14 protein-coding genes are annotated in these 12,948 nt (G+C 40.3%); 4 read left to right on the top strand and 10 right to left on the bottom strand.

Features of this window, described 5'->3' with window-relative positions; genetic code table 11:
- The first annotated feature begins 78 nt into the window (after nucleotides 1-78).
- Nucleotides 79-708, top strand: coding sequence for a response regulator transcription factor (locus tag BMY70_RS04170; RefSeq protein WP_177196953.1), 630 nt, complete (start codon nucleotides 79-81; stop codon nucleotides 706-708).
- 646 nt (nucleotides 709-1,354) lie between these two features.
- Complete coding sequence (locus BMY70_RS04165; RefSeq protein WP_090332235.1) at nucleotides 1,355-1,615, top strand: DUF3072 domain-containing protein; 261 nt, start codon at nucleotides 1,355-1,357, stop codon at nucleotides 1,613-1,615.
- A gap of 74 nt (nucleotides 1,616-1,689) precedes the next feature.
- Here BMY70_RS04165 and BMY70_RS04160 read toward each other — a convergent pair whose 3' ends face one another.
- The 10 genes from BMY70_RS04160 to BMY70_RS04120 all read right to left on the bottom strand — a co-directional run bounded on the left by BMY70_RS04160 (nucleotide 1,690) and on the right by BMY70_RS04120 (nucleotide 7,724).
- The gene (locus tag BMY70_RS04160; protein WP_229209467.1) at nucleotides 1,690-2,493 is read right to left on the bottom strand and encodes a methyltransferase domain-containing protein; all 804 of its coding nucleotides are present in this window, start codon (nucleotides 2,491-2,493) and stop codon (nucleotides 1,690-1,692) included.
- Nucleotides 2,481-2,966, bottom strand: coding sequence for a peptide deformylase (locus BMY70_RS04155; protein ID WP_090332229.1), 486 nt, complete (start codon nucleotides 2,964-2,966; stop codon nucleotides 2,481-2,483). Before BMY70_RS04155 ends, BMY70_RS04160 begins: the two co-directional genes overlap by 13 nt.
- Before the next feature lie 27 nt (nucleotides 2,967-2,993).
- On the bottom strand, nucleotides 2,994-3,446 hold the full coding sequence (locus BMY70_RS04150; RefSeq protein ID WP_090332226.1) for a GNAT family N-acetyltransferase: 453 nt from the start codon (nucleotides 3,444-3,446) through the stop codon (nucleotides 2,994-2,996).
- An 18-nt stretch (nucleotides 3,447-3,464) separates the two neighbouring features.
- Nucleotides 3,465-3,944, bottom strand: coding sequence for a hypothetical protein (locus BMY70_RS04145; RefSeq protein ID WP_090332223.1), 480 nt, complete (start codon nucleotides 3,942-3,944; stop codon nucleotides 3,465-3,467).
- Between the two features lie 33 nt (nucleotides 3,945-3,977).
- Entirely contained in the window at nucleotides 3,978-4,409 is a 432-nt protein-coding gene (locus tag BMY70_RS04140; RefSeq protein WP_090332220.1) for a hypothetical protein, read from the bottom strand.
- Complete coding sequence (locus tag BMY70_RS04135; protein WP_090332217.1) at nucleotides 4,399-5,532, bottom strand: multinuclear nonheme iron-dependent oxidase; 1,134 nt, start codon at nucleotides 5,530-5,532, stop codon at nucleotides 4,399-4,401. Before BMY70_RS04135 ends, BMY70_RS04140 begins: the two co-directional genes overlap by 11 nt.
- 13 nt (nucleotides 5,533-5,545) lie before the next feature.
- Entirely contained in the window at nucleotides 5,546-5,701 is a 156-nt protein-coding gene (locus BMY70_RS30805; RefSeq protein WP_177196952.1) for a chryseobasin-related MNIO class RiPP peptide, read from the bottom strand.
- Nucleotides 5,702-5,859: 158 nt separating this feature from the next.
- The gene (locus tag BMY70_RS04130; protein ID WP_090332214.1) at nucleotides 5,860-6,162 is read right to left on the bottom strand and encodes a hypothetical protein; all 303 of its coding nucleotides are present in this window, start codon (nucleotides 6,160-6,162) and stop codon (nucleotides 5,860-5,862) included.
- A 127-nt stretch (nucleotides 6,163-6,289) separates the two neighbouring features.
- Nucleotides 6,290-7,207, bottom strand: a complete 918-nt coding sequence (locus BMY70_RS04125) for a cation diffusion facilitator family transporter (RefSeq protein WP_090332212.1) — start codon at nucleotides 7,205-7,207, stop codon at nucleotides 6,290-6,292.
- Nucleotides 7,208-7,295: 88 nt separating this feature from the next.
- The gene (locus tag BMY70_RS04120) at nucleotides 7,296-7,724 is read right to left on the bottom strand and encodes a hypothetical protein (RefSeq protein ID WP_143072047.1); all 429 of its coding nucleotides are present in this window, start codon (nucleotides 7,722-7,724) and stop codon (nucleotides 7,296-7,298) included.
- A 533-nt stretch (nucleotides 7,725-8,257) separates the two neighbouring features.
- Between BMY70_RS04120 and BMY70_RS04115 the strand changes: the two genes are divergently transcribed.
- Nucleotides 8,258-11,419, top strand: coding sequence for a SusC/RagA family TonB-linked outer membrane protein (locus BMY70_RS04115; RefSeq protein ID WP_090332206.1), 3,162 nt, complete (start codon nucleotides 8,258-8,260; stop codon nucleotides 11,417-11,419).
- A gap of 11 nt (nucleotides 11,420-11,430) precedes the next feature.
- Nucleotides 11,431-12,906, top strand: a complete 1,476-nt coding sequence (locus BMY70_RS04110) for a SusD/RagB family nutrient-binding outer membrane lipoprotein (RefSeq protein WP_090332203.1) — start codon at nucleotides 11,431-11,433, stop codon at nucleotides 12,904-12,906.
- Nucleotides 12,907-12,948: the final 42 nt, after the last annotated feature.

The raw sequence follows: 12,948 nt of genomic DNA, 5'->3' as shown, positions 1-12,948 counted from the left end.
TTAATAAATATATTTATTTGAGTGTCAAATGTTTTCTACTTGTACGGCCTGTTGTAAAATCATAGAATGTTTAGGAAAGTGAAAAATATATTGGTGGCAGAAGATCACCCACTGGTAATCATTGGGATTGTGTCGATGCTGGCGGAATGTATACCGGGAGCAGAAATATTTAAAGCCGCAGATTTCGCAAGAGCTTTAAATTTTCTTGACAAACAACAGTTCGATCTACTGGTTATGGATATCAATCTTCCTGATGGCGATAAAGTAGGAATGATTGATGCAGTGCGTTTAAAACAGCCTGACCTGCCGATTTTGGTGTGTTCGAGCTATGATGAAAAGCTATATGCCTTGCCATTTTTGAAGGCTGGAGCAAATGGTTACATTTCCAAAACTGCTCCTTCGGGTGAATTTAAAATAGCCGTTGAAAATGTAATTAATAACAGAATCTATGCGAGCGCGTCAGTGCTGCAGAATGCCTTTGGGATTTTATTTAATTCTCGGACTAGTGATAAATCCGTTATAGGAAATCTCTCAGACAAAGAAATTGAGATTGCCAGATTTTTGACTAAGGGGTTATCTACGAAAGAGATAAGTGAGCAAATTAATTTGTCCCCGTCATCCATAAGTAGTTATAAATCGAAGATTTTTGAGAAGCTCGGTGTGAAAAATATTATTGAGCTTACGACATATTTTGAATTAAATAATTAACCAATATTCCATAAAACGGATTGGTAAGCTATCATCGATTTCGTTTTACTAGAATTGCTGTAATCCAATAGTGCGACGTTTTACTTCCCTGTATTTTACCTGTAAATTTGCCGTATTGCTTCGCATCAGGGTTGTTGTTGGCTGCCGGCAGAAAGTCTCAACATTCCAGTATTGTTTGCTTTAATTTCGTATTTTTCTTGATGATTTCGTACGTGCCGGAAAGCTTTCAGCGCATCCTCGCGTTGGTCTTTGTGTAGTGCATGCGGGGAACGTTTTCGCGTAGAGGCTATTATTTCAGTACAAAAACAGTAAACCCAAGTTTAGAAAGGTGTTCAGCAGGTTTAGTCCTTCGTCGTGTTATGCCTAAGGCCTGAACCCTATGCAGGAACAAACAATCGCTGCGGTTCGGCTTTTATTTCCGGCCGGTAAGGGAAAAACTCGCCATGATGTATTGTTTAACTTAATCCAATAACCTTTCGAAGTTTCAAGCTCTTTTGACTTTACTTAAAAGCACGGAGGGTCTTTTTTTTAAGTAGTATGTAGGAGGTTAGCAACGAAAAGAATTAAACCTAAAAACTGATTTCGGTTTCTGGGTATTTCTTGGCTCAGTTTTTTTAATCACGAGCATAAATAAATTTAACTTCATATGACAAATAAAGATCAAAATCCGATTGATGAAAATCAAAATGCATTAACTGGAAATCAGGAAGTAAAAGGATCTAATACTGTGAAAGATCCGGATGAGTGGACAACTGGCGATGAGCCGATGACAGGTGCGCAGCATTCTTACCTGAAAACGCTTTCGGACGAAGCGGGAGAGGAATTCGATGAGTCGCTGACCAAAGCGAACGCCTCAAAACGTATCGAAGAATTGCAACATAAAACCGGTCGTGGTCTGGAAAAATAAGATTTCACCTGTCAACCCGAAGACGGATTGTAGAAGCTTCGGGTTGATGGGTAACAGTTTTAAAGCACTCATCTTCAAAAAGTTGCTTTCATTAATATTCTTTTAAAGGGAAAGAATACGGGCGATTTTGGAAATTTGCTGCTCAGCCGTTTTTTGAATTCGTCGATAAAATTCTGCTTGTTCTTATCTTCGAGTCTTTCCAGATACGGAATGAGCGCCGTGCCCGAAACCCAGTCAAACAGAGAGTCAGAATCTTGCAGAACAAGCGGATATATTTTTTCGAAAACTGTGATGTTTCTGCCACCATTGTCAAAAATAATCTGAGCATAATTGTCAATTTCGAGAACAGTATCTGCTCTTTTCCAACTTTTTAACAGGGGTTCAAATGGCATCTCGTCTGCGAGTTTGGCCAGCATTTTGTTTGTTATATTATGGTGCTGGGCTGGTAGCTGAACGGCAAGCGTGCCATCTGGTTTTATTGTGGAAATAATTTTGGGTAAAAGTGATTCATGGTCTTCCACCCATTGGATCGCCGCATTGGAAAATACTAAGTCCCATTCCATTCCCGAATCTAGTTGATCCTCAATAGATTTTACCTCAAATCGTATCCCTTCACGCTCAAATTCTCTGGCATCGTTAAGCATCTCTTTCGAAGAATCGATCCCCAAAACATTGGAATCGGGAAGTAGGTCGGCTAGTTTTCTGGTCAATTCGCCAGTTCCGCATCCTAAGTCTATTACGCTCATTCCGACCTTCTTATCTATCAGGGTAGCTAAATCGTAAAATGGTAAAAAGCGCTCAGATTTGAATTTATTATAGATATTCGGGTTCCAGGCCATAAGTATCTTGTCAGGTGAATTTTCATTTAGTTTCGCCACTTAAACGATTTCTTATCGATGGCACGCATTGTACATAAAATTCCGTCTAAATGATCATATTCATGTTGTAAAAGTTCAGATAAGTCATCCTTCATCTCCCATGTCTTTGGCTGCCAGTTTTCATCCAGATATTTAATCGTAATGTTCCGATGTCTTTTCACATTGACAAGTAAGTTTGGGAAACTCATGCAGTCATCCCATATTTCAAACATCTCTTTGCTCAAATTCGTAAGTTCCGGGTTGATAAAGACAACGGGATTATCAATGTTCATATAAATCAACCGTTTCATAATCCCAAGTTGAGGTGCTGCAATGGCTCTTCCAAAATTGTATTTTGCCCGAACCTCACGCATAACGTTATCAAGATCGTTAACCCAGCTTTTAACCAATGGCAACTCTGTCCGCAACACGGGTTCGCAAATATCGTAAAGACGTGGATCTCCAAGTTGCAAGATGTCATTCAAAGTTTTCATGTCCGTTTTAAAGAGCCATATTGAAGTTTAAATAAGATTTTTTTCGAAACAAACGCTGTTTTCAATTCCGATGTACTGACCATAATTCGGAATGATCTGGTAGTGATTTTTCTTATAGAAAGAAATGGCCTCCGGCTGTCGTTTACCCGTCTCCAGAACACATTTTTTATAGGATAATTCTGATGTCCACTTTTCCAGTTCACTTAAAACAGAAGACGCAATCCCTTTTCCCCGACCTTCCGGCGAGGTGTACATGCGTTTTACCTCCATCGTATTTTGGTCATATTCTTTGATCGCCCCGCATCCGACAGGCTGGTCATTTTCGAAAGCAACAACGGTATGTTTAATTTTATCGACCTTGTTAAATTGGGAATAAAAGGTATGGTCGTCTCCGTCCCGAATTGCCAGGTCTGCATCTAGCTTTTTCACCAGGAATATGAAATCCTGATCCGTGGAATCTGTGCGTTTTAACGTGATCATTGTTATTCGTGTAAATATTCAGATATTTAAGAAATTAGAAATGTAGGAAATAATTTCCTTTTGCTGCAACAGAGTTCCACGATTATTCACATCATTATGAGTGGTCGACAGCAATTTTATTATAGCGATATTAAATCTTTTTTGTTCATCAAAAGTTAGCAAAACTCCTTCATCTGATGGCTGGTCGCCGGATCGAAGGGTAAAAACTTTTAGATTAGTGTCTCTTGGTAAAGCCATTTTTCGATTATCCAGCGTAATAATCTTTGAAACTTTGCCGGGGTATTTTTGCGGGAATAAGGCAGTCATATCTCCTCCGTTCGAATGTATAGTTAAAGCAATATTTTGAAAGCCTAAATTGGGATTAATGTTTTTTAATTCGCGGATCAGAAACAAAATATTGTCCGCTCCTCTGTCCCAAAACGGACGCTTCACAATTTGGGGAATTCCGGCCGAAGGCATAAGGCTGTCGGTTGCAAGTTCATGCTGATTGCTGACCACAAAATATCCACGGGAAGCAATTGCTTCGGTGAATTATGACGCTCTTTTATAACCATCAGGCATATTCTTATAATACCCATGACTAAAAATAACTACTTTTTGTCTGGTGATTTTTCTTTCTTTCAGCGGTTTATATAAGGCCAGCGGGATAATACGCTTTCGTGATTTATCATATAAAGTTAAAGTATCCGTTTTTATTTCGATTTTATCATTGTGCGATGTGGCAATGGCTTTCCGTGTCAAAATTGCAGTTGAAAATAATCCGGACAAAAGCCAAATATACAGAACGTTGTCCTCATCAGATGCGAATTTTATTGACTGCGTTATTAGTAGTATATCCTTTTCGCAAGATATTATGAATGATCCGATTTGATAGTGTAGTGAACTTAAAAGGGAAGAGATTTTGATTTTAAACAAAAGGCTTTCTGAGGCAGATCGATTTCGATAACCTTTTTTAAAATCCATTGCGCCACTTTTGAGCAATAGCCATGGCAGTTTCCAGCATGTAGGGCTCCCAGTTTTCTACTTTCCATTCCGTCTGGTGCAGAGCAGATTTTGCCAGTAGTTGCTGAGCGTGACCGAAATTTTCAGCTGTTTCAAGAATATAAGATAATTGCTGCTGCTGTTCAAAAAGAGCCAGATTTTCGAGAGGGAACCGAGACAGTATTGCCCTGTTGACAGGAAGAAAATTATTTGGTAAACTTTGTGGGAATGCATAATTAATGGACTTTACGATAGCGTCCATTTTAAGGAAATCTCTTTGAAAAGCTAACTGGTTCTCTTCCGAAGTCAGAGCTGTTCCCATTTGTTCGAGTACAACAAACTTTAGATTTGGGCACTTTGGTATCGTCGCACTTAAAAGGTTGAAAACTTCTTCAGGTACCCGATCATCGTGTGTGTCCCGTCTGATTTTTTCTCCGGTCGCTGTTTTCCTCTCGTCCCAGCTTCCACCTGAAATGTGGAGTTCTCGGACTTTTTCAAGTGGGTATAAAACAATAATATCCTCAAAATCCATTCTGAAATTATGAATCTGGCAATACAGATTATGAAGATCAAGAATGATAAAACCATTGACGCTTTCCACAAGTTTCGATAGAAAATCTCCATGATTTCCGACTTCTTCGAGAGAATAGGAAAAAGCCAGATTTTCCAATCCGACAGGTCTTTGGCACGCGTCCTGAATTCTTTTCAGCCTGTCAATTCCAATATCCAGAAAGCTTTTGGTATAAGGGATTCCAATCGGTGCGCCTTTGTGAAAGTCTGAGCCGGTCATGAATCCAAAATGCTCGGTGATGTGGTCAAATTTAAAACGCTCTGAAAAAGCAGTAAGCTTTTTCAGCCATATGTCTTGTTCAGGAAGCCATTTGCCTGAAAAAAGTGAAAAGAAGACACCATGCCCGACAAGCCTCCCCTGATTGCTGAATTCAGAAATCAGATCAGTGAACCATTCCGGAATTTCTTCATATTTGAAAAGCGTATCAAAAGACCATTCAATTGCTTCTATCTTTTGCTGTTCGAAAAGCGGAAGGGCTGCCAATAAAATATGGGTATCCAGATTGCAGGCAATGGACGATAAAATCTTGGGCATAACAACTGACGGATTAACCCATTCCGCACGCCGGGCAAGGATCCAGTTTTTGGCTTTTTGTTGCTTTTTCTTTTTCAGGGCTTACATCGTCATTCGCGCATGCGCTGATGGTAGTGGTGACCACTATGGCGACTGCTACTGCCTGGAGAACTGATTTGGAAATTTTCATCTGGCTAATAATTTTAAGTGAATAGGATTTTTAAAATAAGTCTATTAGGGATTTTCCTGTCTCTGATAATAAGACCCGATCGATCTCTGAATGGTTGTAATTAATTTTGCTTTTTTAGAAAAAAAACCGGGCTGCTACAGCCCGGTTCCGTGATTATCTTAACTTACAACCTCCTGGTTAAACGTCTTCTCGAATTCTTTAATTGATTTTCTCAGATGTTTATCGGTTAAACCACTATACTGAAATTGTAAAATTCTGGCCTGCTCGGCAGTCAGTCTTTTAAGTTTCCAATATTTTGGGTGGCTTAATTGGATTGGAGGATGGAAGTCTTCATCTTTCGTGTCTTTAATTAAAACCTCTGTCTCAATTGTAACTTTTGAAAGATCTGCGGCCAACTTCCCTCTTGTAATCACTTTCGCCAAACGCCCCATTTCAAGGACAAAAACTTTTTCATGTTTCATTATTTAATTCTTCAAATTACTTTCCGGACTGCAAAGATATTGATAGAATAGTTTAGTCGGCATTACTTAATGAAAACTTAATGTAATTTGAGTTTTCGGCGATCAATAAAATATTATTTGCTGAAAATTAAATCATCCACTTCCGCTCCGTAGTAAACGATATGGTCAGCCACATTTTATAATCTCCCTTTATCTCGTCATAAAGCTCCTGCCGGATCATGTCCAGATCTGTAACGTTCATGTCTGACAGAGATTTAGGTAATAAAAAATCTATTTCAATTGTATAGCTGCTGCCCGTTTTAGCAACCCGAACAAGAGAATCCAGAAAATTATATTTTTCTGCGATCTGGTCTGAGGCTTCATGAATTTTTTCTTCAACTTCATCATCGGGTGCGAACTGCAATAACTCGCGGATATTTTTCCAGAAAGTCCGCGTTGGAATTCTCAGAAATACCAGCGAGATGATAACAACCATCACAGGATCGAGATAAGGTATGATGTAAGCAAAACGTGTATTTGTAAAAAAGTAGCTCAGAGATAAACCGCACAGTACGCCCAAACTTAAAAGTGCGTCAAGCTGCCATTCGGTTGACTCGATACGGACATATTCCGATTTCAATTCCAGCGCCTTTTTCCTGAAGAAAAGCCATAAAATGAAGCAGCCAATAATCGAAAAAACAAGATAGGGCAGCGCTATTCCAAACTCAACCGTTTTTCCTCCGTTCATTATATCGATCACGGAAGTTGCCAGGGAATAGAGACAAAGAAAAATGATGACAGAAGATTGTACAGTGATTGCAAATGGCTCAAATTGTGACCGGCCGAAGGGGAGGTTGTCGTCGTCCGGTTTCCGGATGAAATTGTTAACAAGCAGTGAAACGCCGGACAAGCTTATGCCGACCATTGAAAAAAGAGCATCAAAAATAATGGATTTTGAGTCGCCAAGAATACCAACTGCAATCGCCCAGATTGTTAAAAGCGAACCTGTGGCGATGGAAATTTTAATGAGTTTTCTCTCCTGAATTCGTTTTTGCCGGGCATTCATACTATGAAGGAAAGACAATAACTTAAAAAATCTGACGAATGATCAGATAACACTAAATGTGACGAATTTGTTTGATAGCAGGCGCAAGCTAGAATATGCCAACTTTCAGTTTAATCGTGCCTTTAGCAGTAGACTCGTGTTCGGGGATGTATGTGATATTCACTTTGCTATTGTCCGGTTCTCCACTAAAATCCCTTTTCAGTGTCCCGTGGATATCGCCGGCAGGGAACCGGATAATTTCAGAATAAGTCTTTTTGAAAATTTTAGCCTGCTGATTTTCTTTATGGTAGAAGTCGAGTCTTAGTTTGTAATCATCATTTGCATAACCTTCCACCTTTATGATTAGTGCGCTGTTTCCGGATTTTTCCGGACTTTCCCAGATATTTTCCGGTGTTCCGATATGGTGGATCAGGTATTCTTTGTACTCAGGCGAAAATAAATAATAAGCACCGCCTGAAATTAATAATGTCAGAGAAACTCCCGCCAGAAGCCATTCTCTTCTTTTAATCCACATCATTTAAAATCTATCGTTTTTATTGATATACAAAGTTATTCAATCGGTATATATATATGATTGAGTTAACAATAAGATAATGTGAGACAGGTTGTTGCCGGTTTTGCCGCTCCGGTTTTTAATGTTAATAATTTACCTACAAGTAACCTTTGCAAATTGAGCTGTGAGTCTGGTGATTTTCGTAAAGATTTCTGGAATTTTGTAGATATATACTAAACATATTGCTAGGTGCATTTTTTTAATTTCAATATCAATATTTAGCCGTTTGCGATGCGTGGGATGCGTTCATTATAAAAATAGATAAACAATATATGCGTTTAATTGCCAAATATTAACTTATTGTTAACTAATACTTAAAATAAAAAATATTTTCAGATATTGTATTTTTCTTTTATTCAACTGAAAGGCTTTCAAAGTAGCATAGGTAAATAGAAAAAAAATTTATATTGTTTACAAATACTTAACATTAAGTTAATTATTTTTAGGAATATGATTATTTCCTTTGTCTTATCATTATCCTAAACGCAAGCAACGCGATGTTTTCAACTTCTATCAAAAAAGGAACAGTGTTTTTGACGCTGTTCTTCCTTTGGTCCCTGCAAGGCTGGGGGCAGTCAAAGATTACCGGCAAGGTAACCGACGCGACAGGTCCGCTACCTGGAATTTCTGTTATTAATAAGAACTCGTTGAAGGGAACTTCTACTTCCGTCGATGGTACCTATTCAATCAGCGCCAGCAGTGGTGATGTTTTGGAGTTCCGGGCTTTGGGGTTTGTTACGACACTTCTTTCAGCAGGCAATAATTCAGTTCTTGATGTGGAACTGAAAACAGACCAGACTTCTCTCAATGAGGTTGTTGTTACAGCCCTTGGAATTAAAAAGGAAAAGAAAGCACTGGGGTATGCGGTGCAGGAAGTAAAGGGAAGCAGCATGGTGAAAGCAAGAGAATCCAATGCCATTGCTTCGCTGACGGGAAAGGTTGCGGGACTGACGATTGCGCAGGGCACTGATCTTTTTTCCAATCCGGCAGTTACCTTGCGAGGCAGGACCGGCGTCCTATATGTCGTTGATGGAGTGCCGGTTAACACGGATTCCTGGAATCTCAGTCCGGATGATATAGAAACGTATTCGGTTTTGAAAGGGGCAAGCGCCGCCGCTTTATATGGTAATCGCGGACAAAACGGAGCAATTATCATTACAACAAAAAAAGGTTCTTCCAATAAAAAGGGTTTCCAGGTTGACTTCAATACCAGCACGCAGCTGCAAACGGGATACAATGCCATTCCCGAATACCAGACTGAATACGGGCCGGGGAGTAATTTTCAATACGCTTTCAAAGATGGACGCGGTGGTGGTATCAATGACAACGACTACAATATTTGGGGGCCTCGTTTTGAAGGGCAGCCTATTACGCAGTATAATAGCCCGGTCAATGCGCAAACCGGAGAATTGACTCCGCTTCCGTGGATTGCGCGAGGTAAGGATAATCTAAAGAACTTCATGAGAAACGGACTTCTGAGCACAAATAATTTATCGATATCCAACAAAAGCGAGTTTGGTGATTTTCGACTTTCGATTTCACAAATGTTCCAGCGGGGAACGGTGCCGAATACCAAACTGGGAGGGACCAATGTAAATATTTCGGGTGGTATCAATGCTGGAAAAAATCTACGATTCGATGCAAGTATTAATTACAACAGGCAATATTCACCGAACTACCCAACACTTGGTTACGGCCCGAACAGTCCGATTTATATTTTTACCGTTTGGGGTGGTGTAGATTATGATATAAGAGACCTGCGTAACTACTGGCAGCCCGGAAAGGAAAATGTGCAGCAATATAACCGGGAATACACCATTTACGATAATCCATGGATGACCGCCTACGAGGCATTGAAAACATACAACAAAAATGATGTCTATGGATTTTTGCAAATGAATTACAAGTTAACGGACAAGCTTACATTTAATGCAAGATCCAATGTAAGTACCTGGAACAGAATGAGAAGTAACCGTGCTCCGATTTCGGCCAATCTTTATAATTTCGGTTTCGGAAATCAGGTTGGCGGATATAATGAAACCTATGATACGTTTTGGGAAAACAACACGGAGGCTTCTGTTAAATACGAAAATCGTTTTATGGACAACTTCGGACTGAACGCCTCTTTGTATGGAAATTTGCGTTCTGTTAAGGTAAGTTCCTTGTATGGCACAACTAATAAAGGGTTGATCGTTCCGGGTGTTTATGATCTGGCAAATTCAGTTCAGCCTGCCACTTCGACGAATGACAAAGGAAGCCGCCAGGTGGGAAGTGTTTATGGTTTCGTAGATCTTGATTACAAGGATTTTCTTTATCTGAGTTTGACAGGCCGCGTGGACCGTTCTTCTACGATGCCTAAGAAAAATAATTCGTATTTCTACCCTTCCGCTTCTTTGAGTGCAGTTTTATCCGAAATAATCAAACTTCCGGAAACTGTTTCATTCATGAAAATCCGTGGTTCATATGCGAACGTAGCGAGTGACTTTGTGGATGAAAATTATCAGTATGACATCTATAAATTGCTTCCGACCTATACCAATTCCGGGCGCTGGAATAATACGTATACTGGTGTGGGTTACACTGGAACATTATACAATCCCGATTTGCAGGCGGCTCGTGTGAAGACTTTGGAAGCCGGATTGGAAATGCGCTTTTTTCACAATCGCCTGATGTTCGATGCCGCAGCTTACCGTAATGTTGAAGGGCCAGGAATTGTGACTGTGCCGACTTCGATCACGTCGGGTGTATCCGGAATTCAGGAAAATGCTTACACGTATGTAAGAAAAGGATTGGAATTCACCGTGGAAGGAACAGCGGTAAAAACTGAAAATTTTTCTTGGAATGTTTCAGGGAACTGGTCGACAAACCATCGCTGGCTTGATAAAATTGACGGCGTACAAATCCGTGACAGCAATAACGGCAATATAAAAGTAGGCGACCGTGCAGACGGTTATTTCATCACCGATTTTCAGCGTGATGCGCAGGGAGGAATAATTGTAGGCTCAAACGGAATGCCGGCATATAATCCTTACAAAACGAAAGTGGGTAATTACGATAATAATTTTACTGCGGGACTTAATAACAGCTTTTCTTATAAATCGTTTGTATTTAGTTTTCAGGTGGACGGACGATTTGGTGGAAAAATTAACAACTACATGTATACCAAGCAATTTGGCAGCGGAACAGCGCCTGAATCCGCTAATGAATATCGTTTGAAAGATTGGAATAACAGGGATGTTGCAGGTTACAAAGGCAGTGTGATGACCACAGGCCAGCGCATTGTGAAGGGGCAGCTGAATACGGATCAGGATGGTAAAATTATATCAGATACCCGTGAATTTGCGACGAACGATGTACCGGTTTTATGGCAGGCCTGGGCGACCAATTATTACCAGTCAGGATATGTCGCAGCGAAAAGCAGGACATATGTAAAACTCAGAGAGGTGATAATCAGCTACAATCTTCCTAAGAAACTGATCGAAAAAACGCGTTTTGCAACTTCGGCAAGTATCTCACTCGTTGGAAGAAACCTGCTTTATTTCACTGGAAAATATACGCGTAATATTGACCTTGACAAGTATACCAACGCAGATCAAATCACGGATTTCCAGACACCGTCTGTGAAAAGTTTTGGAGCCAATCTGAACCTAACATTTTAAAGAACAGTCTTATGAAATTTATAAAATATCTGATCCTTTCCTGCGCGATCTGCCTGGCGTCATGCCAGGATATCGACGATCTGCAAAAAGATCCGGCAGCAATCCTGAATCCTTCCGCAGACCTTGTGCTGGCGGGAATATTGTTGAAAAGTTATGATGCGCCATGGAGCACGGATCATCGCCACAATCAGTTTATGACCCAAAACGAAGCTTATTATGATGGACAGGCATACGGCTGGACGACAGGAAGTTTTGAAGTTTATGAAACGCTCAGAAACGTTAGCCGCATGGAAATTGAAGCTGCTAAAATTGGTGATCTGGGATTACCTTATATGGCACTTGCGAAATTTTTTAAGGCATACTTTTATAGCCGGGCTACTGAAATGTTTGGCGATGTCCCGATGTCGGAAGCGATGATGGGAGTAGCTGATGCTAACTTCAAGCCCAAATATGACAGCCAGAAAGATATTTATATTCAGGTATTAAAGTTGCTGGACGAGGCAAATTCGGACCTAACGCCACTGGTTGCTAAGAAAGCAACTGTTTCGAGTGATTTTGTTTATAACGGTGACCTTGCAAAATGGCAAAAACTCGTTAACTCCTTCAAATTGAGAGTGCTGATGGGTTTAAGTAAAAGGGCGGATGATACGCCCGAATTAAATGTTAGACAGCAATTTTCAGCCATTGTTGGCAGCCCGGAAAAATATCCGTTGATTCTTACAAACGCTGATAATTTTCAAATCCTTTACAATACTTTTAATACCTATCCGCTTTGGCCGACAAATGGTGTAGTTATTAAAACCGATAAAAGAAATACACTGGGAGCGACATATACCGACATTGCCAAAACGACCAGAGATCCACGTTTGCTGATTGTAGCCTCTCCAGCAGAAGCTTTCAAAAACAATGCAGATGTTTATCAGCGTTATGCTGGTGGAAAAACGGGCGATCTGCAATCAACCTTGCTTGATCAGGCCGGGAAGGGGCTTTTGTCAATGATCAATTTCGATTACTGGGAAACATCTGCGGCTGGCGTTCCTGCCATCCAGCTCGGTGCGCATGAAGTGAATTTGATTATCGCGGAAGCAATAAACAGGGGATGGTTACAAGGAAATGCAGCTGATTATTACAAAAATGGTATCACCGAATCTATGAAGTTTTATGGAGTTTCCCAGACTTCGATCGATGCATTTTTGACACAAAATGCTTATCCGGGAAACACGGCTGCTGGTCTTAACAAAATTCTTGAACAGCAGTATATGGCATTTTTTGAAAATTCAGGAAGACAGGCTTTTTACATGAACCGACGCACCGGTATTCCAAAATTTGATATCGGACAGTCGAACTCGAACAATAATCAGATTCCCGTTCGCTGGGCGTATCCGACTTCCGAGTATTCGACGAATGAGGTAAATGTGAAAGCTTCGATCCAGTCGCAATTTGGCGGTGCCGACACTCAAAATGTAACGATGTGGTTGATTAAATAAATAGTTTTTTAGGGTCGTCATTCCGGAACTAACGTCCCGGAA

The organism is Dyadobacter koreensis, assembly GCF_900108855.1.
GTDB lineage: Bacteria > Bacteroidota > Bacteroidia > Cytophagales > Spirosomataceae > Dyadobacter > Dyadobacter koreensis.
Note: the sequence above shows the minus strand (reverse complement) of the source record. Positions and strands in the feature narration are given on the sequence as shown.